The 22,914-nt window shown below is 48.6% G+C and carries 17 protein-coding genes; 6 read left to right on the top strand and 11 right to left on the bottom strand.

Features of this window, described 5'->3' with window-relative positions; translation table 11 throughout:
* Window positions 1–123: 123 nt before the first annotated feature.
* The 4 genes from ACI1P2_RS08450 to ACI1P2_RS08435 all read left to right on the top strand — a co-directional run bounded on the left by ACI1P2_RS08450 (window position 124) and on the right by ACI1P2_RS08435 (window position 3,617).
* Window positions 124–798 carry a response regulator transcription factor gene (locus tag ACI1P2_RS08450; RefSeq protein ID WP_355318696.1) on the top strand — a complete coding sequence of 225 codons (675 nt, stop codon included), beginning with the start codon at window positions 124–126 and terminating at the stop codon, window positions 796–798.
* Window positions 795–1,862 (top strand): HAMP domain-containing sensor histidine kinase, encoded by a 1,068-nt coding sequence (locus tag ACI1P2_RS08445; protein WP_355318694.1) that lies wholly within the window; start codon window positions 795–797, stop codon window positions 1,860–1,862. Before ACI1P2_RS08450 ends, ACI1P2_RS08445 begins: the two co-directional genes overlap by 4 nt.
* 115 nt (window positions 1,863–1,977) lie before the next feature.
* Window positions 1,978–2,904 (top strand): ABC transporter ATP-binding protein, encoded by a 927-nt coding sequence (locus tag ACI1P2_RS08440; RefSeq protein ID WP_355318692.1) that lies wholly within the window; start codon window positions 1,978–1,980, stop codon window positions 2,902–2,904.
* A complete protein-coding gene (locus ACI1P2_RS08435) occupies window positions 2,901–3,617 on the top strand; it encodes an ABC transporter permease (RefSeq protein ID WP_355318690.1) in 717 nt (238 codons plus the stop codon). The genes ACI1P2_RS08440 and ACI1P2_RS08435 overlap by 4 nt, the downstream gene beginning before the upstream one ends.
* Window positions 3,618–4,058: 441 nt before the next feature.
* On the opposite strand, the gene ACI1P2_RS08430 is transcribed toward ACI1P2_RS08435, so the two are convergent.
* The 8 genes from ACI1P2_RS08430 to ACI1P2_RS08395 form a co-directional block, all read right to left on the bottom strand.
* The gene (locus tag ACI1P2_RS08430) at window positions 4,059–4,859 is read right to left on the bottom strand and encodes a hypothetical protein (protein WP_355318688.1); all 801 of its coding nucleotides are present in this window, start codon (window positions 4,857–4,859) and stop codon (window positions 4,059–4,061) included.
* Window positions 4,860–5,298: 439 nt separating this feature from the next.
* On the bottom strand, window positions 5,299–5,655 hold the full coding sequence (locus ACI1P2_RS08425; RefSeq protein ID WP_355318686.1) for a hypothetical protein: 357 nt from the start codon (window positions 5,653–5,655) through the stop codon (window positions 5,299–5,301).
* A gap of 148 nt (window positions 5,656–5,803) precedes the next feature.
* Window positions 5,804–6,169 (bottom strand): hypothetical protein, encoded by a 366-nt coding sequence (locus ACI1P2_RS08420; RefSeq protein WP_355318685.1) that lies wholly within the window; start codon window positions 6,167–6,169, stop codon window positions 5,804–5,806.
* 27 nt (window positions 6,170–6,196) lie between these two features.
* Window positions 6,197–7,282, bottom strand: coding sequence for a hypothetical protein (locus tag ACI1P2_RS08415; protein WP_355318683.1), 1,086 nt, complete (start codon window positions 7,280–7,282; stop codon window positions 6,197–6,199).
* A gap of 860 nt (window positions 7,283–8,142) precedes the next feature.
* The gene (locus ACI1P2_RS08410) at window positions 8,143–11,190 is read right to left on the bottom strand and encodes a glycoside hydrolase family 2 TIM barrel-domain containing protein (protein ID WP_355318850.1); all 3,048 of its coding nucleotides are present in this window, start codon (window positions 11,188–11,190) and stop codon (window positions 8,143–8,145) included.
* 28 nt (window positions 11,191–11,218) lie between these two features.
* On the bottom strand, window positions 11,219–12,043 hold the full coding sequence (locus tag ACI1P2_RS08405; protein ID WP_355318681.1) for a carbohydrate ABC transporter permease: 825 nt from the start codon (window positions 12,041–12,043) through the stop codon (window positions 11,219–11,221).
* Complete coding sequence (locus tag ACI1P2_RS08400) at window positions 12,036–12,932, bottom strand: carbohydrate ABC transporter permease (protein ID WP_355318848.1); 897 nt, start codon at window positions 12,930–12,932, stop codon at window positions 12,036–12,038. The genes ACI1P2_RS08405 and ACI1P2_RS08400 overlap by 8 nt, the downstream gene beginning before the upstream one ends.
* A 150-nt stretch (window positions 12,933–13,082) precedes the next feature.
* Window positions 13,083–14,369, bottom strand: a complete 1,287-nt coding sequence (locus ACI1P2_RS08395) for an ABC transporter substrate-binding protein (RefSeq protein ID WP_355318679.1) — start codon at window positions 14,367–14,369, stop codon at window positions 13,083–13,085.
* Window positions 14,370–14,846: 477 nt separating this feature from the next.
* Here ACI1P2_RS08395 and ACI1P2_RS08390 point away from each other — a divergent pair, with 477 nt between their 5' ends.
* Together ACI1P2_RS08390 and ACI1P2_RS08385 are read left to right on the top strand one after the other, a co-directional pair.
* Window positions 14,847–15,869, top strand: a complete 1,023-nt coding sequence (locus tag ACI1P2_RS08390) for a LacI family DNA-binding transcriptional regulator (protein WP_355318677.1) — start codon at window positions 14,847–14,849, stop codon at window positions 15,867–15,869.
* A gap of 186 nt (window positions 15,870–16,055) precedes the next feature.
* Entirely contained in the window at window positions 16,056–17,549 is a 1,494-nt protein-coding gene (locus tag ACI1P2_RS08385; RefSeq protein WP_355318675.1) for a DUF4832 domain-containing protein, read from the top strand.
* A 173-nt stretch (window positions 17,550–17,722) separates the two neighbouring features.
* Here the strand turns inward: ACI1P2_RS08385 and ACI1P2_RS08380 are convergent, their stop codons facing one another.
* The 3 genes from ACI1P2_RS08380 to ACI1P2_RS08370 form a co-directional block, all read right to left on the bottom strand.
* Window positions 17,723–19,519, bottom strand: coding sequence for a cache domain-containing sensor histidine kinase (locus ACI1P2_RS08380; RefSeq protein ID WP_355318674.1), 1,797 nt, complete (start codon window positions 19,517–19,519; stop codon window positions 17,723–17,725).
* Between the two features lie 304 nt (window positions 19,520–19,823).
* Entirely contained in the window at window positions 19,824–21,377 is a 1,554-nt protein-coding gene (locus tag ACI1P2_RS08375; protein ID WP_355318846.1) for a response regulator transcription factor, read from the bottom strand.
* Between the two features lie 338 nt (window positions 21,378–21,715).
* Window positions 21,716–22,717 (bottom strand): C40 family peptidase, encoded by a 1,002-nt coding sequence (locus tag ACI1P2_RS08370; RefSeq protein ID WP_355318672.1) that lies wholly within the window; start codon window positions 22,715–22,717, stop codon window positions 21,716–21,718.
* Window positions 22,718–22,914 lie beyond the last annotated feature (197 nt).

The following is a 22,914-nucleotide window of genomic DNA, read 5'->3' as shown; positions in this document are numbered from 1 at the left end:
TTTAATAAGAATACCACAATTTAGCGTACAACTTGTACTTTATCTGCTTGAGGTGTATAATCCATTCGAAATAACATACAAAATGTACTTTATAGCACTTACAAAAAGGAGCTGTAAGTCATCATGAATAAAATATTGGTCGTCGATGATGATCCCCACTTTCGCAAGTTGGTGAAAGCTGTTTTGGACAACGAAGGCTGTGACCTGTACGAAGCCTCCGATGGAATCGAAGCTCTTTCCCTGCTGGAGACCATCAAAGTTGATCTGGTCATACTTGATGTGATGATGCCGAATATGGATGGCTGGCAGCTGTGCCGGGAACTGCGGACTCACTATGATCTTCCGGTGCTTATGCTCACGGCTAAAGGGGAAATCTCTCAGAAAGTGAAGGGATTCCAATTCGGCACCGATGATTATCTGGTTAAACCTGCCGAGCCGCTGGAATTAGTGATGCGGGTCAAGGCATTGTTGAGGCGTTATCAAATTGTATCGTCCCAAACGGTGCAAATTGGTGAATTGTTTATAAACCGTAGAAACTATGAAGTTACCGTGGATAAAGCCATTGTTTTTCTGCCGCTAAAGGAATTCGAGCTTTTGTTCAAATTGGCCAGTCATCCGAATAAAACATTTTCGCGGGAACAGCTCATTACGGACATATGGGGGTATGAATTTGAAGGAAACGAACGGACGCTGGATGTGCACATCAACCGGCTGCGGCAGCGTTTTCCGGAAACCAATCATTCGTTTGCCATCAGGACCGTGCGGGGGCTTGGCTATTGTCTGGAGGTCTATTCGTGAAAAAAAGGCTTTCGCGAAAAGATACGATACTTCAAGGGTTCGTTTTGTTCATTGTTATTTTCGCAATTATCATTGGCTGCGGCGCGCTGGCCGGACTTTTTACACGCATCATTTTTTTTGCAACAGGACATGATCCGGCAGTAGAACCCATTTATGGCCAGGGCCTCACTTGGCTGATTTTGATAGCCCTCTTATTGCTGGCAAGGTACTACCTGAAATACGGAAACATCACAAAATATATCGATTCGTTTAACGCCGTCATCCACGTATTGGAGAGAATCGCCAAAGGCGACTACAAAGCCAGACTGAAGGATACATTCAATGAACACAAATCGTTCGGCGAATTGGTGAAGAGCGTGAATAACATGGCTGCGGATTTAGAGCAGATGGAGAATATGAGGCAGGAGTTCATCTCCAATGTATCTCATGAAATCCAGTCCCCTCTTGCATCCATCCGGGGGTTTGCCCAGGTCCTGCAGAGCAATGATCTATTAAGCATCGAAGAGAGAAAGCTCTATTTAAGCATTATTGAAAGCGAAAGCGTACGTCTGTCCAAGCTAAGCGACAGCTTGCTTCAGCTTGCCGTTCTGGAATCGGAGAGTATGAACCTGCAACCCCGGCCATACCATCTGGACAAGCAGATCAGGGACCTGATTCTGGCCTGCGAACCGCAATGGAGAGGAAAAAAAATCGATGTGGAGGCTTTCCTGGACGAAGTAACCTGCATGCTGGATGAAGACAGGATGAGCCAGGTTTGGATCAATTTGATTCACAACAGCATTAAATTTACACCCGAGGGCGGCAGGATACGGGTTAAATTGCATCAGCATGGCGAAACGATCGAGGTTCACGTATCGGATACGGGAATAGGTATTTCAGAGGAAGATCAGAAGCGAATTTTCGAGCGTTTCCATAAAGCAGACAAATCAAGAGAGCGTTCGAATCAAGGCAGCGGGCTTGGTCTGTCCATCGCCAAAAAAATTGTGGATTTGCACGGTGGCGGTATCCGTGTGCGCAGCACTCCCGGTGCGGGGACAACTTTTACTGTAACGTTGCCGAATTAGACACCACACGCATATAAACTGTAATTATTCGGAATTTTCGATTTAAATTCAGTTTACTCACTTGTTGTACGATAACTCCGAGGAGAGATACCTTAAAAACAAGGAGTGCTGATCAATGTCAGAAATGATTCAAACACGCAACTTGATTAAACAATATGGAGATCGGAAGGTGCTTGACGGCATTTCCCTTTCTGTCAAAAAAGGTGAAATCTACGGCTTTCTGGGGCTCAACGGCGCAGGGAAAACGACGATCATTCGGCTTCTGCTGGGCATGATCCGTCCTACTTCCGGAGCTGTCCTGCTGAATGGCAAACCGGTGGATGCCGGCGATCATAGTTTGTGGCAGCGGGTTGGGTATCTTGTAGAGACACCTTACGCTTATCCTTCATTCACCGTGCGGGAGAACCTGGAGATCATCTGCCGTCTGCGACGGCTTTCCGGTACGAAACCCATTGATGAAGTGTTGGAGAAGCTGAAGCTGACCTTCTATGAGCACACGAAGGCGAAAGACCTGTCCCTGGGAAATGCGCAGAAACTTGGCCTGGCGAAAGCGCTGATCCATAATCCGGATATTCTGATCCTGGACGAGCCTACCAATGGCCTGGATCCGGCCGGCATTGTTCAAGTCAGGCAACTGCTTCAGGATCTGGCCCGCAATCATGGCGTCACGATCTTTATATCCAGTCATATTCTGGAGGAGATGTCCAAGATGGTGTCCCGGATCGGCATTATCCATCAAGGCCGCTTGATTCAGGAAATGAGCGCAGGAGAGCTGAACCAGGCATTCCACAGACGCCTGTGGGTAGATACGCAGCAAATAGAAGCGGCAAGAGCCAAGCTGGCGGACGAGGGATATACCGTTCATTTGTCCGAAAATGGACGGCTTGAAGTCACAAGTGAGTATGCCATCCGGCATCCGGAACAGATTGCGCAGCTGTTAGTGCATGCTGATCTGCCGCCATCGCTGCTGAAGGTTGAAGAAGAAAGTCTGGAGTCGTACTTTTTGAGAAGTGTTGGGATGATTGGAGGAGATGCGAAATGAACTATTTCATTGCTGCTCTCAGGGTTGAAATTTACAAATTACGCCGTTCTTTAGTTCCCTGGTTAACACTTCTGTTTGTCATGGCCGTCGTTTCACAAGAAGTAGGACAACCGGATTGGCATTCCTATCTGAGCGGTGCAGTCTATCGGTTTACGATTTTGGGCTCCATCGGCTTTGGTTTTCTGACAAGCTGGTTATTCGGCCGCGAATATGCGGATCGCACGCTAAAAGATCTGCTGGCCTTGCCTGTGTCGCGCCTGAACATTGTGCTGGCGAAATATGCAGCGGTTCTCGTGAGCTGTGTGTTGATCTCAGTGGTCTTATTTGTTTATGTGCTTGGCTTGGGAATGATTGTGGGATTACCCGGATTTTCAGCGGACATGATTTGGCAAGCCTTTGGCGTGTTCGGCTTAACCACTGTTTTCAATATGCTGCTGTGCACACTTGTCGCTTTTATAGCATGTTGGTCACGAGGGTGGCTGGCTCCGATCGGGTTTGTTTTCCTGACATTAGTACTGGCGTTAAGTCTTGGGCCAGGCCCGGCCGGTCCCTATGTGCCATGGGCCATTCCGGCGCTGCAAACGCTGCATTTCAGTTCTGGGGGGACTGCAGCCGAGATATTGAACATGATGAGCTATATCATTCTTGGCGTGACCGGAGCTGCCGGATTTGTCGGCACTTTAGCATGGTGGCGTTATTCGGATCAGAGGTAAGTTATGGAAAAAGTCTAACTTAAAAAACATCACAAGTCTGCACTCAGAGGAAAAAGGTCGTTCAAGCGTGTACAGAACATGACCACAACGAATTGGATCAAAACACCTCTTCTTTGGGTCATGTTAATTTCTGTGCACGTGATGAATCACCTGAACCAACAAACTGATGAAGCGAGGAATCGTCATCCTTTACCGCTAACGGACTCGATTGATCTTATTTACCCCAAAAGGCGGAATATCATTGCCCTAACGGACTGGGGAGATCTTATTTGCCTGAAAATGGCCCATAGCATTCTTGTAAATGCTAAATAAAGACTATGGGGTCCGTTAACATTCCATAAACGCTTGATTTCGCCGAAATAAGGGCATTGCAGTCCGTTAAGATGATCACGTACGCCGTCTTGTTCTTGTTAAGCTCCGATTTCAGCTGCACCTGTCATTTTAGTTGTATATGATCATCATCTGCGACAGAAACGGATCGGGTGTTGAAAGGAAACATATCTTTTTGAAATACTTGGCTAATTTCTTCAACTCCTTACTTTCTGTAATATCTTCTTCGCTCCAGCCTACACAGTAGAATAGAAAATAGGGGGATAGTTCAAGTTGTTGTTGAACAAAATCTATGAAAATCCTTTCTTCCTCATTAGCTTCAATTTCAATAAGTTCGGCTTCAGCAGGCTGATACTGGTACGCAACATAAGGGGTGTCTTCCGAGTGACGCCCCTTTCCTTTGCTTAAAAGGGATAAAATGAATGGGTTCAACCGGGATTCCTCATTCAACTTTTGATAAATATTATAAATTCCCGTTATTGAATCCGTACTTGATAGGGTGATCTGGACATGAGACTTACCCTGTTGGTATGCCACCCGTATAGAATCGAAGATGGAGAGCAGCCTGGCTAATATCTCATCATTTAATTGATTTTCCTCATTAGGGAAATTCAGTTCTCCTACATATTTGGGTTTGAAATGCAATTCATGATATTCTCTATCGTCGTAGATCATGTAGAACGGATACAAAGCGAACTGTATTTCAATATCCGACAGAATCACTACTTCTGCATCTTGTCTTTCAAATGGGGACTCGGTGAAATTCATCCCGGTTTCCAAAATTCTTCTGACAACCATTTTGTTATCTTTAATGGAGTAGACTTCTTGTTTCACCACCTCTTCGTGGGCCAGAGTCCCATAAGAGCTGATGAGCGGATCATTATCCATCTTAAAAAGAGTTTTTTTAACCATATACTACCTCCTTTGTGCGCCGCCACATCAGTGTTTGACCACTCGCCGTTAAATACACGGTTACATATCCTTGAGTCTTACTTATCAAAACAGAGACCCCTTCGCCTCCCTATATTCTTAAACATACTTCAATGTTGCCTATTATCTATGAATACTCTTGAAATCTATTCGGTTGCATTACATCGAGATTGCCGATTATATTGGCACGTGATGCCGCCGCTTTTATCATTGCCGAATTAGTAAACGATGCCTTAATCCGCATAAGATGTACGGATAGCGAGCAGTTGGTACTGTTGAAATCGATAAATCGGAATTATCAGAACACTTTGCAACCCTTGGCACATTTTTTTTAAACAAAAATGCTCTGCCAGCTATAAGCCGGTAGAGCATTTGCTTTTTTTAGTAGCAGACATATAAGATAAAAGATGACTCCAAATTACTAAGTTAAAAAAGGTTCAATAAATGTTTTCCATTTATCATATACCGATATGAGCGCAGGTGTTTTTTCTGCCACAGAAATAACTCTCTCGATACTCCCAAGAAGCGAGTTCATAATTGTCTTATTGGGCTTGTCTGTTTGCGCTTGATCCGAAACCGCAGAAACTGCCTCTGATAACTCATCTTGAGTATCCTTTGGCATGTCTTCATTCTCTGCAATCAATTCAATTAACTGCTTCGTAACATCCGCCAATCCTTCATTAGAGCTTTGGTTATTAACAAATGTAGCGCTACTTGAATCCCCTATGGATTGAGCACCACTATTGTTTTCTACCTTTCCAATATTATATTCGGACATTTTAAATTCTCCTCCATAGAACTGTTGAAAAACTAAAGTAAAAAAAGGGTTTACCTGTTTTAATGCCTCAACATTCTCTCGAGTTAATAAATCAGATAACCGAGAAGGAGGTTCCCCAATGTTTTCAATTACAGGGCTAGTACTGGCTTTAGTGTAAGTCGGTTTTTCCCTTTTTTTTTGCCCTTATTCGTTCTTTATAAATAGGATTGAATTCAAAAACAGGAAAAATACTATCAGGTGACAATTCAAAGCTACCATGAATCCCACAGTGGCCTAGGTAATCCACAGTGTTCAAATTCTCAATTGTACCAACCGTTCTTACACAATCATACTCAGGACATCTTATTTCGTAGAGCAAGATAAGCGCCTCACCTTTTACCAAATGAAGCAGTCTGTTAAAAACTTGGTCAAGAGGGATGCCTGTAGCCTTTGCAACGGCTGAAGGATAGAATCTTTTGATTGGTAAAGTTGCTGCTATTTCAACCCAATCGTCAATTTCCCATATATCAACCATTGCTAGCCCCCCCTTCAGTTTTATTTCCTACATTATAACACGCTTTCTAACAAAGTCGATTGCAGCTTCGGAAGCTTGTGACATAAAAAAAATAGAGTTGGATTGCATGCCTACACGAATGGTATGTGTTGTCCTTACCCCATCTTCCTCCACTGGGAATTGAATAAAGCATCCTTGATGTTCAATGCTTGTTTTTAAATAATCATATAAAGGAGTACCCCTTAGATCTCTTTCCTTAACACCCATCCCGACCTTTTCCATGCCATTCAAAATTAATGCTGTGAACGGAATGGCAGAAAACTCTTCTCCCAAAGACTGCCTTGCTTCCTGTAAATTAGTTTGTAATTCTGAAATATCTTCGTTTTCAAAATAAGAATCAAGTGCTGATAAAATTGTTACAACCGAGGAAGCCTGAGATTGCGTAAATTCATCCAACGTAATATTAGGTTTTCCAACAGTATCGATAAGTTCCCCACCTAAGGCATCCGCTAAATCTTCAGCATTGTATCCAAACGGGGCCATCACCCTCACGGGATCCATTATTACCTGCTGCCTAATTAACTGAGCGAAACCTTTAGCAATCTTCTCTGCGTTTTTAGGGTCAGTCCTAACTTCAATAAACCCTTCCTCTTCATTTACATATAATGTAGTTGTAGCCGTTTTTGGGCGTGTCTCAATATTATCAAGTATTATTTCTCTTGTGACACCCACTTTATACGTATACTTTAGATAATATTCGTGTTCTTTGACTCCCTGTGCTGCCCCAATGAGCACTGGATCACTTGAAATATGCTCAGTCAAAGGCATATGTAAAGTTTCAAACGGATTAAAGGCCGTATGGTTTTGTTGGATTATTTCTCTTAAGCCTTTTATTCCATCTGAAAATTTGTACCACGAGACAGAAGTCTTACCTCCAAATATATGCTCTTGTGACGCTTCAAATACTCGATGCCGCGTCTCTTCACTTTCTTTCATTCTTATCCATATTTTGGAGACCAATTCGCTAGCAGGCCCATCATTAGGCATGTCAAGATTGGTACAAATTTCCTTAAGCTTATCTTTAGATAAACGCATAAGATCCCCAATTAACACTAATTCTGCAATTTTGAGCAACTTAATAACCACCTTTATCGGGTTCTCTATTGATTCAAAATAAAAAAAGCTCACCGACAAAGCCGACAGAGCCTCTCAACCGGTACTACCGGATTGCATAACGGTTGGTTTCCATGTGTTAAGTGAAGTATAATCCACTTGGTCTATTTTGTAAATAAAAATAGAGAAATAATCCTAGGACCATTGGTCAGTTTTTACTGTTTACTTAACAATTAATTCTACTGAGGTGCCATTCGGATAGTCTTCCACGTGATTCCCACTCAGCCGCCAGATCCTCTGTTGTCGCCTGGGTTTGCAATCAATGTCCACGTTCTCGCCGCCTTCCGCACTCAATTTCTGACGGAGAACTATCTTGAGTTTCAGCGGCGGGAGTGGATGAGAGATCAGGTAAATTTGACGCTTGACGATGTCGTACGGCGCATCCGGGAAGAGTCTTTAGGCAATTCGTTGTGTATGTTTACCAATAAGCCTTGTGAGAAGAAACCTCTTCTTGACAATTTACGTCATTTTAAGATTCCGGCCTAAACCGCTATTTCACTGATCACGCTACAAGTCTGCCCTTTGGTGCACAAAGTATCGAAATCCACAAGACACAAGTATCACCAGCACTTATGAGGAAATATGTTCCATATGCAAGATAATGTATGAATCAGTCTTCTCTTTTAACACTTTCATAACAACTTCGTCAAATCGTATGAGCAGCAAACTGAGTATATCTTTCGCCAAACGAACTAAGAAATCCCCCTCACATAAAAAACACATCCCGAGCTCGGTCAGGTCCCCATATAGGAGAACTGACCGAGCTCGGGATGTGCCGTTCATCAGACTTGTTCAAGTTTAATCTATAATTTCTATAATCCTCACAGCGGCTGAATCGTAAATTCAAACGCCAGCGGCTGGTCCGCTTTAATGCGGTACTCCTCATGAACCGGAGCTCCCCAGCTATCGTCACCGCCCACGCCCATCTGCCGGCCCGCTACCGTGACCACTGTGTAGTGAACATCGGGCAGCTCATACAGATGATAGGCGCTCTCCAGCTCGAATGCGGTGTACGGCGAGATGTTGGCCTCAACGGGCGCCGAGACCGGTGCCGTAATTCGGATACCGCGCTGCAAATCGTCCGTAATGTCCACGCGCCGGACCCCCGTGCGGTTGCCGGACGCCTGTGGTACGACATAACCGGACACATTGTCCGCCGCTTCGTTGCGGAACGTAGTCAGCCTTGCCCCGAAAGCGCGGTCCGCGTAATTCTCATCCGGCCCCATTGCATACCAATCCAAATGGCTGTAGTCCGCCGGTACCTTGAACGTCAGGGCGAAAATCGGCAAATCCGGCAGCCCGGCAGCACCCTTGTACGTAGTCTTCACCCGCACGCTTCCATCCGCATACACCGTATAGGCCGTGGCCACTTCAATCCCGGCATGCACGCTGAAGCTGTAACGGAAAGTAACCGTCACGCTGCCCTCGCCTTCCTCAAGCACAATATCCGTGCATTTGCGCGCCAGGCTTGCGGCGAACCAGGCACCCGCCTCGTATCCCAATGCCATGCCTTTGTCGTTATCGGTGGTTGCCCGCCAGAAGAGCGGCGCAGGCGGCATGGCAATCATCTCCCGTCCGCCGTAACGGAGCGAGGTCAAGCTGCCTGCCCCCCTCGAGAACATCACCGTGAAGTTGTTGCCATGTACACCGATGTTCACGTCTCCCTGTACAACCTTCAGCTCACCCGCAGGCAGCTGCGCAGATGCTGAATCCTCCACCTGGAAAATATGCTGGCCGAAGGCGATCTCATATCCGGCAGGCGCCCACAGGGCAGACTCGCGCAATAAGAGCGAAGCATGAATGGCATATTCCCCCGGTGCAGCGGCTACATCCGGCAGCTCGTACGCGATGGATGCCTCACTTCCCGCAGCCACCTCAGGCTGCAGAACGCCGCGATAGATTTCCCGCCCTTCATGCAGCAGGCTGTACACGAGATCATATGCTTCCGTTCCCGTGAACAGATTTTCATTCTTCACGTTCACTCCGCTGCGGTCCGGAAAGAGCTTGATGTTCTGGTACAGGAATTTGACCTCCTGCATTTTGGGTGACAGCTTCCGGTCCGCGTAAACAATACCGTCCGTACAGAAGTTATAATCCGTCGCCCGGTCGTCAAAATCGCCGCCAAAGGCAAGGTACTCCTTACCGTAGCGGTTCTTTTTCACCACAGCCTGATCGATATAATCCCAGATGAAACCGCCCTGGTACATCTCGTATTTATTTTCAAGCTCAGTATACTTGTGCATGCCCCCAACCGAGTTGCCCATTGCGTGCATATACTCGCAGCTAATGTAAGGCTTCTGCGGGTTATCGTTCAGATACTGTTCAATATCAGCCACCTTGGCATACATGCGGCTTTCCATATCGCTCGTATCATTGTAATCCCGGTTGTGGAAGACGCCTTCATAATGGACCAGTCTGCTTGGGTCTGCGGCTCGGAAATAGTTCGCCACATTCAAAATCACTTCGCCCGCATAGGATTCATTGCCGCAGGACCAGATCAGAATAGATGGATGGTTCTTATCCCGCTCCACCATCGATACCGCCCGGTCCATGACAATATCCTGCCACTCCGGCAGATTACCCGGAATATTCCAGGACGGCTCGACCGCCCCAAGCTTCTGCCACGATCCGTGTGTCTCCAGATTCATCTCATCAATGACGTAAATGCCGTACTCGTCGCACAGCTCATACCACAAGGTCTGGTTCGGATAATGGGAGGTGCGGACCGCATTCATATTGTTTTGCTTCAACGTCCGGATGTCCCACAGCATATCTTCCTTTGTGATCGCCCGTCCCGTGCGGCAGTTGAATTCATGGCGGTTTACGCCCTTGAACACGATGCGTTTTCCGTTCAGGCTCATCACTTTATTGATCATTTCGAAGCGGCGGAAGCCTGCTTTCTGCGGAATGACTTCCACCAGTTCCCCGGCTTCGTTATAGATATGGATGTACAAAGTATACAGATAAGGCTGCTCCGCGCTCCATGGATTGACCTGCTCGATACTTCCTGAGAGAGACAACTTTCCGCCCGAGAAAGCCCCCTCCAACGAAGCAACAATCTGCTGATCCGCATCCTTGATGTCCACCCGCACCCGAGCCGCTGCTTCCTGCTCCAGCGTCAGGTCCAACTGCAGCGTTCCGTTCGTATAGGAATCATCCAGCCCGGCTTGCACTTTAACATCACGGGCATGGATGTCAGGAATGGTGTACAGGTACACATCTCTGAAAATACCGGAAAAACGCCAGAAATCCTGATCCTCCAGCCACGCGCCCGTGCTTCTTTGGTACACCTCAACCGCCAGCCGGTTCTCCCCCTCCTGCAGGAAAGGAGTCAGCTCGAAATCGGAAGGGGTGAAGCTGTCTTCCCCATAACCGACAAAATGCCCATTCAGCCATACATAAAACGCTGTTTCCACGCCCTGAAAGGAGATGAAAACAGGCCGGTTCTTCATGGAATCCGGCAGACGGAAGCTCGTCACGTAGCTGCCTACCGGATTGTCTCCCTCCGGAAGCTGCGGCGGCCGCAGCTCATGATGACCGTCCCACGGATACATCGTGTTCACATACTGCATCTGCCCGTAGCCCTGGGTCTGGATATGACCGGGTACAGTAATGCTCCCCCAACCGCTTACGTCGAAATCCTGCTGGTAAAAAGACTGCGGACGGCTGGCCGGATTTGCCGTATAGTTGAACTTCCACGTACCGTTCAGACTGTGGCGCATATCCATGGGACCCTGCGCCTCCGCTTCCTGTACCGTTTTATAATATTTGTGGTCAGAATAAGCGGGCAGCCGGTTGACCGCGAACACACTCACATCCGACAGCCAGTCCAGACTCCACTCTTTCACTCTTGCACTCTTTACTCCCACCAAAGAAATTCACTCCCACGTAAGCAGATTATTTTACCGATCCCACCATGCCAGCCACAAAATGCTTCTGCATCACAAAGAACACCAGCGCGGTCGGCAGCGTCGAGATGACAATCGCGATCATAATGACCCCGTAATCAGGCGAATAGCTTGAGCCCAAATTGGAAATGAGCAGCGGAACCGTCTGATTTTCAGGAGTCTGCAGCACGATCAGCGGCCACAGATAATTGTTCCAGCTCGACATGAATGTAATGATTGCAGCAGCAGCATAGGTCGTCTTCATCGTGGGCATATACACCCGGAAGAACAGCCCCAGCTCCGACAGGCCATCCATTCGGCCCGCTTCCAGCAGATCCTTCGGGAACATTTTGGAGCTTTGCCGGAAGAAGAAGATCAGGAACGCCGTCGCAAACGTCGGAATCACCACCGCCGCCATCGTATCGATACCAATCGCTGGAACGAAATTCGTAATCGACCCGAACATCCGGTAGAGCGGAACCATCAGCGCTGCAAAAGGAATCATCATGGACAACAGCAGAATGTTGAAGACAACATCCTTCGCCCGGCTTCTGTACACTTCAAAACCATATCCCGCCAGAGAGGAAATGAGCAGAGCCAGTACGGTGGTCGTGATCGCTATTTTGGCCGAGTTGCCCATCGCCGTCATAATATCCACCTGACCCAAGAGCTTGCTGAAGTTCTCACCCAGGAAAGAGCCCGGAAGCAGCCTGCCCTTCGTAACATCTACCGAAGTATTCGTGGAACTAACCAGCATCCACAGAAAAGGAAAAATGGACACAAACGCCGCCACACTCAGAAATATATATGTGAAAACCGTCTTGGTTTTACCCATTTCTCTCACCTGCCGCTTTAAACTGAATGAATGACAAGATAATAATCATGATGACGATTGAATAAGACACGGTTGCCGCATAACCGAAGTCGGCCGAATATTTGAAGGAAAGATTATAAATGTAATGCGAGATGGTCGTCGTGGCATTGCCGGGACCACCCTTGGTAATATTCACAACCTCGTCGAAGAGCTGCAGTGTTCCGATCGTCGATGTAATGGACGTAAACAGAATAATCGGCTTCAACAGCGGTACGGTAATGCTGAAAAACTGCCGTATCGACGATGCTCCGTCAATCCGGGCCGCCTCGTAAATCGATGAATCGATATTTTGCAGACCTGACAGGTAGAAAATCATGTTGTAGCCGGTCCAGCGCCACGTAATCGCGATAATGATCGTTACCTTGGCCCAGAAGGGATCGGTAATCCACTGAATCGGCTCGCCGATGATATGCAGGTTCAGCAGGAAAGAGTTCACCAGCCCGTCCCCGGAGAACAGATATTTAAATACGACAGAGTAGGCTACAAGTGACGTTATGCAGGGCAGGAAGATTGCCGTGCGGAAAAATCCTTTGAATTTCAGGTTTTTATCATTCAAAAGTACGGAAATGAATAACGCCAGAATCACCATCAGCGGGACCTGGAAAATAAGATAAATAAACGTATTCTTGACGGCGGTCAGGAACATGGAGTCCGTAAACAGCCGTGCATAGTTGTCAATGCCGGTAAACGTAAGGTTGGTTCCCGTGCCTGTCTGGAAGGACAGGATCAGAGCCCGCACCATCGGATAAAAATAAAAAGTGAAGATCATAATGACCGCAGCGGCGATGAACAGCCAGCCGGTCAGGCCCGCTTTTACCCGCCCGGACAGGCCGGACTTGGGGGCTCTCATCTGTGACTTGGCGGGTCCGGCGAGACCCGGTTTGGCTTCTCTCATGACACTCAGCTCCTTGTTTAAACAGGCACGCGATTCCCTCCAAGCAATCGTCAAGGGGTCGCGTGCCTGCTATCTGTCTATCGCTCTGACACAGCGTTTGCTGCGTTATTTCAACTGCGCTTCCGCCTGTGCCTGGGTATCATTAATGACGGAGTCAACATCCTTGCCATTCATGTAATTCTGAACTTCGACAGCCAGGATATCCTCGATGGCATACGTATGCAGACCATAGTTGACATTCGGAATTTGCTCCGACCATTTGGCGAAGTCAGCATAGATTTTTTGTCCGCCAAAGAATTCTTGCGCTTCATCATAAGCCGGTCCGGTGGCTGCTGCTTTCAGCGAGCCGATGGCTCCGATCTTCGTAACCATCTGCTGGTACAGCTGGGTGTCCGAACCGAAGGTTTGCTTCAGGAAGTCCGCCGCTGTATCCTGGCCGTCCATGTTCATGACATACCACGAGCTGCCGCCCAGGTTAGAGGCGTTCACAGAGTTACTGCCGGCCATTTTTGGAAACGGTACAACAGCCCATTTACCGGATTGGGAAGCTTCCGCCTTGATGGAAGGTGTGATCCAGTTGCCTGTCGGAACAGTTGCCACATTACCGCTGTTAAAGGCCGCCAGGAATTGGCTCCAGTCAGACGTCATGGTCACAATGTTGGCATCCATGAGCTTCTTGTAAGTCTCCAGCGCTTCCTTCATCGCAGGGTTGCCGGCAATGTTAGGTGTCTTGCCATCTTCCTTCAGATACCAGGAGCCTGAGGATTGCAACATCATACGGATCAGACCGAGGTCGTTCGGATCCTGTGACAAGAAGTCCTTGCCGGTTTTCGCTTTCACGTCTTTACCAATCTCGATGTAACGGTCCCATGTAATGTCCGTCAAATCTTCAACCTTGTAACCTGCTTGCTCCAGATAGTCTGTTCTTACATACAGTCCAGTTACGCCGGAGTCGAACGGAACACCATACTGCTTGCCGTTCGCGCTGGTCGGTCCGATTTTGTAATCTGCGAAGGCTGCAGGATCAATCGTGTTCGTCATGTCATGGAATGCATCCGGGTAAGCCTGCAGGAAGTTCTGCGCCCGGTAATCCTCGATCAGCACGATGTTCGGCAGACCTTTCGTCGTACCGGAGTTCAAGCCGGTGTTCAACTTTTGCACGATATCGGCCTGCGCATATTCCACGATGTTAATCGTTACATCCGGATTTTTGGCAGTATACAATTCCTTCGCGATATTCAGTGCGGCGATATTAAAGTTAGGGTCCCAGGCCCAGACCGTGATCTCTTTTTTATTGGGATCCGAAGCCGCCCCTTCTTTTGCGCCCCCGCCGCTCGAACAAGCGGACAATACAAATACGCATGCCAACAAGAGCAAAAGCATTTTTTTCATGTGTTCAACCCCTGTTTCTATATAGTGTATGTTTCCTTGAAACCCTTTACTGAAAGCGTTTCCCTTCAGCATGATCATCTTACCACCCGCGCTTTTGGGCCAGCTATAAATATCTTTGCTAAGATTTGTTTTATTATTATGTCATGCAGCTGGATAACGCTTTCATATGGTACTTTCTTTTGATTTTGGCATTTTTTTTAGCAGTATCCTGTTCAACAGGACGTCACTTTGAACGCATGGTCACAGTTTTTGTTACATTCCCATCTACATTGTTTGTTGCGCAAAAATCGTAATTTGTTTAGTCATTTCATATTGATTTCACCCGTAAATACCTGTACATTTTAAGTACGAAACAAATCCACGTAACAAATCAACGCAACAATCGGCAACTCAGGGCTAATATTGTTTGAACAATGCAGCATTCCTATACACTCTAAATGGTGATCACCAGTATTTTCAAAGGAGAAATGTTTATCCATGAGTACGATCCGGGATGTTGCGAAATTAGCGAATGTATCCACAGCCACCGTATCCAGAGTTTTAAACAATGACACCACCTATAAAATCACGGAAGAAACCAAAGAAAGAGTCTGGCAAGCGGTTACTCAGCTTCATTATAAAATCAGTTCACGCCCAAAGCGAAAAGCTGCACAGAAGGATCAGGCCGCAAGCAAGCCGCATATCAAAATCGGATGTGTATTAAGTGTTACAAAGGACAAGTACAACGATCCTTATTTCATGTCCATCTTATCCGGCGTGGAAGAGAGATTGCTTAGTAAAGGGTACAGCATTTCCTTTATTCGGACCGGAATTGAACTGAATGATCACAAAATTTTATCCAATACCTTCAGCGAACCGATTACCGGTCTGATCCTGATGGAAATTTTGAAAAGCGAAACCTACGAGTATATATGCAAACAGGTTCCCCATATCGTGGGTGTCGATACAGAACGCGAGGATATCGATAATGTGGGTTATGATCACTACAATGTCGCTTCAATGGCCGTAAACCATCTCATTAACAAAGGCCACACCCGGATTGGATATATCGGGGGAAGCGGGCTAACGGGCAACTTGAAGGACAGCCGCCGCTATCGGGGCTATTACGCTAGCATGCACGCTGCCGGGATGTCCGTCAATCCCGATTGGGTGATTGATTGCCTGTGGGATGAAGCCGTCTGTATCGACAAAATCAATCATTTATGCAAAACCGGCAATTACCCAACCGCCTTCTTCGCCGGGAGTGACCTGATGGCCATGGCCGCCCTCAATGGCTTGTATAATAAGGGCATTTCCGTTCCCAACGATGTGGCTGTTATAGGTCTATCCAATATTGAGGTATCCAAGTATTCCAATCCCCCACTATCCACGATCGAGGTGCCGACCAGGGAAATCGGCATGGTCGCTGTCGACAACCTGATCGATAGAATCAACGGAAACCGGCTGCTGCCCAAGAAAATTATTTTGCCCACCCGCCTGGTGGTACGCAGTTCTACCTAGAAAGTACAAATCGAAAAATGAACTCGTGCTAAACGCCATGCCATCTCGGAAAGCACCGTCGAACAGTGAATCCGGATATTCGGACAAGGAGGTGAAGCTTCTCATTCAGCCGCATATTTCCAGGCTAAGAAAGAATGCTTGCTTGCTGGTTTAGGGCTCCAATATCTGTATAAGAGGAGGTTTGAAATGAGAACACGAGGCAATAAGACGAAAATGACGTTGATCGTTTTTACCATGATGGCCTTGCTCCTTACCTTATTCCCCTTTCCCGCCTTTACTTCGATTGCAGCAGGCGACGTGATTGAATTCCATCCGACCGAGCTGGATGATCCGCTCAATAACCCATTTAAGGGCTGGGCGCCTTCAGCGAAATCTACCGGCTATCCGCAGGAGCACCGCCTGGTTTATGCTGGCATCACCTGGAAGGAGCTAGAGCCGACAAAGGACCAATATGATTTCAGTGCGATTGAAGCATCCAATCACTTTGACTATTGGCGAAGCCGCGGAGTCAAGGTAGTGCTGCGCTTTATTATGGACAGTCCTTCCGGTTCGCCTCACCGGGATATTCCTGAATGGCTGTATAATGACATGGTCAATATGGGGCAATCGCCGGGTACGGCCTATCGGGATGATACCGGCGGTATGGGAACGGGCAACAATACAGGCTTTTCCCCCAATTACAGCTCCGAATATCTGATCTCCAGACACAAACTTGCGATCGAAGCGATTGCGAAGCATTACAACACCCCCGACAGCCCGATCGCTTTTGTACAAATCGGTTCGCTCGGCCATTGGGCGGAATTCCACACCTGGCCCTACGCAGGACCGAATGGGGAAAGCAACTATACAGGCGTGTTTCCTCCGAACGAAATATCCAACCAGTACATTCAACACTATATTGACGCATTCGCCGCTCAGGAGGATCATACGCAGTTAATGATCAGACGGAGCGTGGAGCTGGCCAAGAATAATAACAAAGGGCTTATTTTCGGCATGTATAATGACGTATTCGGAGATCAGCCGAGCTTCGATTCCGAATGGGGATGGTATACAGGCACACAGAACGGCTATTGGGATGATATTGGACAGCGGCAGCCGGATCATGCAAACTTCTGGGACATCCGTATCTCTGGCGGCGAATTTTACGGCGGTGCTTCCGGTATGAATGCCGCACTCACAACAGGCAGCGGCTTTAATGAGACGCTTCGGCAGACCGAGCTCAGTAAGCCGAGCTGGCTGGGACCGAATTCCCCGGCTTCCCTGGCGCAGGGCAATCCGCTGCAAGGCAATATCGACCGGCTCAAGAAACGAATGGGCTACCACTTTGTTGTGAAGAAGGCTGCATATCCACAAGACAATAATGGGGGCACGCTGGATGTATCCATCGATGTGGAAAATAAAGGGGTTCAGCACTTCCCCTTCAACTGGCCTGTTGAAATTCAGCTGCGCAGCGGGAACAATATTGTGGCCCGTCAATCCGTATCCGCAGACTTAAGAACCTGGAAAACCGGTTTGCATACGGTCTCAGGCTCTCTCTCTACCGGTACACTGCCAAGCGGTTCCTATGACCTGGCCATCGCGATCCTTGATCCAACCACAAACCAGCCAGGGGTTGACTTTGCCAATACGGACCGGCTTGCGGATGGAGCTTATAAGATGGGTACGTGGACCAAGCGTTAGAATGAGGCAAACATCCAACACATGTTAAGAAAAGGGCAACGCCCTTGGATAGGATATCCAGGTACTTTGCCGACTTCGGGAGTTCACAAAACGTAGCCGCCTCAGCTTTCATCCCCCTCTTCTAAAGCTGGATGCTTTTGTGGAGGGGGTCTCTCTTGTCACCACTGATAAAATTATGCTTCTGTGTCGCCCGGCAGCTTTTCGATCAGGGGCAGTGTAATTCTCACCTTCGTGCCTTCGCCTTTGGTGCTCGTGATGCTCACGCCATATTCCTCGCCGTACAATAAGGTAATCCGGTTATGCACATTCTGAATGCCGATCCCGGTAAACATCTGGCGTTTGCTCTTCGGATTGGGCAGCGTATCCTGGCCGGACAAGCCGTCCATGCCGTCGCCGTTATCCGCGACCTCGCAAATGAGTGTATCCTCCGTACGAGATACCAGAATGTAGATCATTCCTTCATTTTTCTGATTAAAGGCATGGAAGAACGCATTCTCAATAAAAGGCTGAATGATCAGCTTTGGCACATGATAGTGCATGCAATCGGGAGAGGCAAATGTATTCACCTTGATCCGGTCGCCGTAGCGAGCGTGGTTAATGAAAACGTAGTTTTGCATATTAGCCAGCTCCTGCTCAATGGTGACCGTTTCATTGACGTTGCTGATCGTATTCTGCAGCAGGGAGATGAGCGCATTAATGGTCTCGGCGGCCTTCTCCTTGCTGCCCTGCTGTACCAGGAACTTGACGGAGGCCAGCGTATTGTACAGAAAATGCGGATTAATCTGCCGCTGCAATGCCGCCAGCTCGGCATTGCGCTGCTCCTTCTGGGTGTACAGCAGCTTGTCGATATAATCATTCAGCTCATAGAGCATGTAGTTAAAAGCCTTGCCCAACTCGCGTGTCTCGTAGCTGCCGCCAATATCGATGTAATTATCGAAATTTTTCTCCGTGATGTTCGACATCTGCTTGACCAGCCGGGAGAGCGAGTCGGTCAGCCTTCTGGAAATCAGAAACACGACCAGCAGGGAAATCGAAATAATCGCCAGGCAGATCAGTACCACCGATTTGACGTTGATAATCTGGCCTACCGCAAATTTCCGATCAATCAGATTAACAATATAGAAGTCATAGGCGGGCACGTAATTGGCGAGCAAAATATGGTCCTTGCCCATTACCTCGGCATTTTTATAGGGCAGCTGCCGGGCTGCGATATCCTCAGCGTCGCCAAGCAGCTCGGGCGAGCTCTGTCCGATCCAATCCTCGCGGTTGCTGGAGACGATCCGGCCTGTCTTGTCCAGAATAACAACATCGTTACCCGTGCTCGTGAAGTTGGAATAGAACTGCTTGAATTCCTGTTCACGGATGGAGACATACAAAATGCCGTACAGCGTTCCGCTGGTACGCTCGATAAGAGCTTTGGAGGCGATGATAAAATGCTCATCCTGCGCCGCTCCGGGCGAGCGCTCACAGTCATACTGATACATAAGCCGCTTCGGCTCGGCAATGGTGTTGATGGTAATCCGGTGGCCTGCCAGGTCATCCCCCGCCACGGGCCAGTACATCTGGCCGGCAGAATAACTTCTGCCGTTCATACCTGAAATGGTAATGCCCACATCGTAAGCATCCACATTGGATTTGATCTGCTTCATCTGCTGCCCCATGTTGAAATAAAGCTTGGCCGTCGTGACGGAATCGGTGCTGCCTGCAGTCAGGAAGCTCTTCACCGTCAGGCTCTGAGATGCATGGCTGGAGGCATTAACGATGGAGTCGTTGAAGGACTCGAAACTGGTTTTAATCTGGTTCAGCACCTTGGAGTTCGTGATGCTGAAGGTCTCAACAAACAGACGCTCCGACATTCGGAGCGTCACAAGCGAGGTTAACACGCAGACTGCCGTAATGCTGATGATCATGACAATGAATATTTTAAAGAACAGCCCGTCCTTCTTCATCCGGTTCAGATATGTTTTCATACTAGCTTCCCTTTTCCCTGTAAGAGGTTGTTCAAAAATTCGCACTATTAATGCGTGTTCAAAAAGTCAGGTTTTCAGCACCGAAGTGTATGCTTCCGAAGTGCGTTTTTTCAAAACGCTTGAGTTGGATGAAGCTAGGGACTGAGGAGCGGAGCGTACCTGGGGTACGTGAGCACCTGAAATGTTTCCGCAGGAAACATGCTTCGGAAGCATCTGCTTAGTCCCGGCTGAATTCAAGATTCGATGTCGAGTCCGCTTCCTGACTTCCTTCGTGATCAAAAGATGACTTTTTGAACTACCTCTATCAGTGCTTTCTTCGATATTGGCTGGGCGAGCAGCCAGTCAGCTTCTTGAATACTTTCGTAAAATAGCTGTGATCCGAGTACCCGACCAAACTGCCGATTTCCGAGATCGGAGCGGCGCTGGAACGCAGCAGCTCGGCTGCCTTGTCCACACGGACCTTGTTCAAATATTCGCTGAACCCTTCCTTGTTATGCACGGTAAAATAGGTGGACAGATAGGACGGGTTAAAATGAAAATGCTTCGCCAGCGCGGTCAGGCTGAGCGGCTCGCTGTAGTGATCATTGATGTAATCGAGGAGCATCTTCATGTTGTCATCGCCTGCCTGCTGCTGCTTCAAGGAAATCAGCCTGTCCGCTTCCTGCAGGAATTCCTCCAGCCTGGCGGTTGCTTCATGCACATTGCCGGCCTCTTCGATAGCCTGAAAGTAAGCAAACTTCGCTTTGTCCAGCTCCTTGACGTCATATCCGGAGCCTCCGAGCAGAATCGTAATATTAAAAATGATGTTCCCGAGAAAGGACCTGAATTCGGAAGCGGAGCTGCTGTAGTCCTTCGCCTTCCCGGCAACATGGTCTCTCAAGGACTGGAACGCCTCTGCAAAATGCTCCCGTTTCATATCCTCGGCAAACCGCTTCAAGTCGAACAGGGCGATGGGTGCAGCCAGCTGGGGCAGCAAATCCTCCGTCAACAGCGGCGCTTCCGGAAAATAAAACCTGATGTCCAGCAGCTTCAGCAGCCTGTCCCTGAATACGCTTCCCAATTGGCCGAAATCGCGGAACCAATGGCTGGCCACCCACCCGGCGTCCGGTTGGCTGATGCTCAGTGTCCGTGTCAGGCCTTCTGCCTTCGCCAGCAGATGCGCATAGGACGCCTGCTCCACATTGACCAACCACACCGACAGATGGCTGTCCGCCGGCACGGGCATGATCACGATATGCTCCAGGGCCGCTCGAAGCGAGTCGGCAAGCTCTTGCCCGGGATCGGTTAACCCTGCGGTTTTGCCTTTGGCGGACGAACGGCCCTTGTCCATACCCAACAGGCAAAAGCCTGTATAAGGAAAATGACGCCGCGGAATGTCAGGGTCGTACTCAGCGTCATAGGACGCAACCAGCTTTCCGATCACGGACTCCACAGTGACGGTATGTCCGCCGCTGCCGCCGGTGTACTGCAGGGAAGGGATACGGCGGGCGGTCTTCTGCAGCACCCGCAGCAGCTCTTCCGTTTCCAGTTTGGGCTTTAGAATGTAATCCGCCACCCCGCTTTGGAAGGTCGAGCGTACATACTCGAACTCACCGTAGCTGCTGAGCACGATGATTTCAATATGCGGATAACGGCTCTTCACCACTCTGGTAAACTCTTCGCCGTCCATCAAGGGCATGACAATATCGGTAATGACAATATGCGGGTGCACCGTTTCAATCAGCTCCAAGGCTTCGCGCCCGTTGGAAGCCTCCCCGGCGATCTCGAATCCGTATTGCTCCCAGTTCAAGTAATGCTTGATCCCCTGACGGACAAGCGTTTCATCATCCACGATCAAAATCCGGCACATCTGCTCCATGCTCTCACTCCCCACCATTACGGAATTTCCTGACGATCCATATATCAAGTTCGTTTGTTAGCGCTTTAATAAGTGCTCTAATGCTACCATAATTCAATTCAAAGGGGCAAAGGAAAAAATTCGACTGACTCTTGGGCGCTGCTTTTACACGTTGTGAGACGCTCCGATAACGAACCATTCCTACAATCGCTGTTGGCCCCAAGCGAACGCTGCCGCTTTTCCGGAATTGCTTCGTTCTCTCCGCTGCTGCGTGCATATTCATTATGTACAAAAACAAGCAAAAGGAGCGGCCCCACAGCCATTTTCAATGACTTGCGGGACTGCCCCTTACTTCATAATTACTCCCCAATATACCTGCGTGCTCCCGCAAACTCTTGCGAATAAGCGGCTGTCTTGATCGAGATGATCTCAACCGTCTTACCGGCCTTCGGGGAGTGAATCATTTTCCCATTTCCGGCATACATCGCAACATGGTGCACCTTGCCTTTGCCCTGGTTATAGGCAAAAAACATTAAATCCCCGGGCTTGAGCTCATCAAGGGCCACCGGCGTTCCCTGCTTGATCTGCTCCGAGGCGTCGCGCGGCAGCTGGATGCCATGAAAGCCATATACGGTTGAAGTAAAGCCCGAGCAGTCAAAACCATAGGCAGATATCCCAGCCCACAGGTACGGCAGACCGAGGAAAAGCTTCCCTGTGCTAACCAGGTCTTCGCCCGACGGCTGCGGAATATCCGAGGCCTGTTCATAGACGAGTGCATCCTGCGCTTTCAGCCAGGCGGTTCCGCCAGCCGGGGTATGAATCTTGATCCAGCCGCTCTCCCGCGCAGCCACGGGTAATCTCGTATTAAAGCTGACTTCCAGCGCCTTGGTTTGCTTGTCCTGCTTGTACAGTACAGCCGTTTTGGCGCTGACGACAGCGAACGGACAACCGTCATAGGCGGAGGTCGTCGTCACGATCTGCGACCTGGGCAGCCAGCCGGGATAACCATATTTGCTCTTGGAGGTCGTCTGGTCAACGACAGCCACCTTGGCCCAGCTTCCCTTCACCTGCAGCAGACGGACCTCCTGTCCGTACAGGGCCTGCGTTTCAGTGCGGCCTGTCAGCCATCTGCGCTGGCTCACGGACATGGAGGATGTCCACTTTTTCATATCCACCGGATTGGTTAGCGAGGGCTGATCCAGCGTCCGGTTGATGGAGGGATTCTTCCAGAGTGTGGCGACAGCCACGTTAATGTAATGCTTGCTCCCCGCCTTGGCAGGCGCACAGTTCTCCCCGGCGGCACCCGCCGAACCGGGCGGAATGAAAGTAAAAAGAAGAATAACGGCAACGCATGCCGACATGATTCTCGCACATATTTTCATAGCGTTTGGTAAACTCTCTTTCTTTGATTTAGGAATATTACCTGAGCAGCCCGCAGTATCACTTTACCTGTAAATTCTATTTCCAATAGGAACTATCCTGCTTGCAGATCTGCAATCCAGTCATAGGCAGCAGAAAAAACGGCGACTGCCCCAAAGGTTATCGGAGGCAATCGCCG

This window comes from Paenibacillus jiangxiensis (assembly GCF_046098255.1).
In the GTDB taxonomy this organism is placed as follows: Bacteria; Bacillota; Bacilli; order Paenibacillales; family Paenibacillaceae; genus Paenibacillus; species Paenibacillus jiagnxiensis.
Note: the sequence above shows the minus strand (reverse complement) of the source record. Positions and strands in the feature narration are given on the sequence as shown.

What these genes read in the sequence shown, in the direction of transcription:
- ACI1P2_RS08450 (WP_355318696.1), top strand. Translation starts at nt 124, where the DNA reads ATGAATAAAATATTGGTCGTCGATGATGATCCCCACTTTCGCAAGTTG.
- ACI1P2_RS08440 (WP_355318692.1), top strand. Translation starts at nt 1,978, where the DNA reads ATGTCAGAAATGATTCAAACACGCAACTTGATTAAACAATATGGAGAT.
- ACI1P2_RS08435 (WP_355318690.1), top strand. Translation starts at nt 2,901, where the DNA reads ATGAACTATTTCATTGCTGCTCTCAGGGTTGAAATTTACAAATTACGC.
- ACI1P2_RS08430 (WP_355318688.1), bottom strand. Translation starts at nt 4,859, where the DNA reads ATGGTTAAAAAAACTCTTTTTAAGATGGATAATGATCCGCTCATCAGC.
- ACI1P2_RS08425 (WP_355318686.1), bottom strand. Translation starts at nt 5,655, where the DNA reads ATGTCCGAATATAATATTGGAAAGGTAGAAAACAATAGTGGTGCTCAA.
- ACI1P2_RS08420 (WP_355318685.1), bottom strand. Translation starts at nt 6,169, where the DNA reads ATGGTTGATATATGGGAAATTGACGATTGGGTTGAAATAGCAGCAACT.
- ACI1P2_RS08405 (WP_355318681.1), bottom strand. Translation starts at nt 12,043, where the DNA reads ATGGGTAAAACCAAGACGGTTTTCACATATATATTTCTGAGTGTGGCG.
- ACI1P2_RS08400 (WP_355318848.1), bottom strand. Translation starts at nt 12,932, where the DNA reads ATGAGAGCCCCCAAGTCCGGCCTGTCCGGGCGGGTAAAAGCGGGCCTG.
- ACI1P2_RS08395 (WP_355318679.1), bottom strand. Translation starts at nt 14,369, where the DNA reads ATGAAAAAAATGCTTTTGCTCTTGTTGGCATGCGTATTTGTATTGTCC.
- ACI1P2_RS08390 (WP_355318677.1), top strand. Translation starts at nt 14,847, where the DNA reads ATGAGTACGATCCGGGATGTTGCGAAATTAGCGAATGTATCCACAGCC.
- ACI1P2_RS08385 (WP_355318675.1), top strand. Translation starts at nt 16,056, where the DNA reads ATGAGAACACGAGGCAATAAGACGAAAATGACGTTGATCGTTTTTACC.
- ACI1P2_RS08380 (WP_355318674.1), bottom strand. Translation starts at nt 19,519, where the DNA reads ATGAAAACATATCTGAACCGGATGAAGAAGGACGGGCTGTTCTTTAAA.
- ACI1P2_RS08375 (WP_355318846.1), bottom strand. Translation starts at nt 21,377, where the DNA reads ATGGAGCAGATGTGCCGGATTTTGATCGTGGATGATGAAACGCTTGTC.
- ACI1P2_RS08370 (WP_355318672.1), bottom strand. Translation starts at nt 22,717, where the DNA reads ATGTCGGCATGCGTTGCCGTTATTCTTCTTTTTACTTTCATTCCGCCC.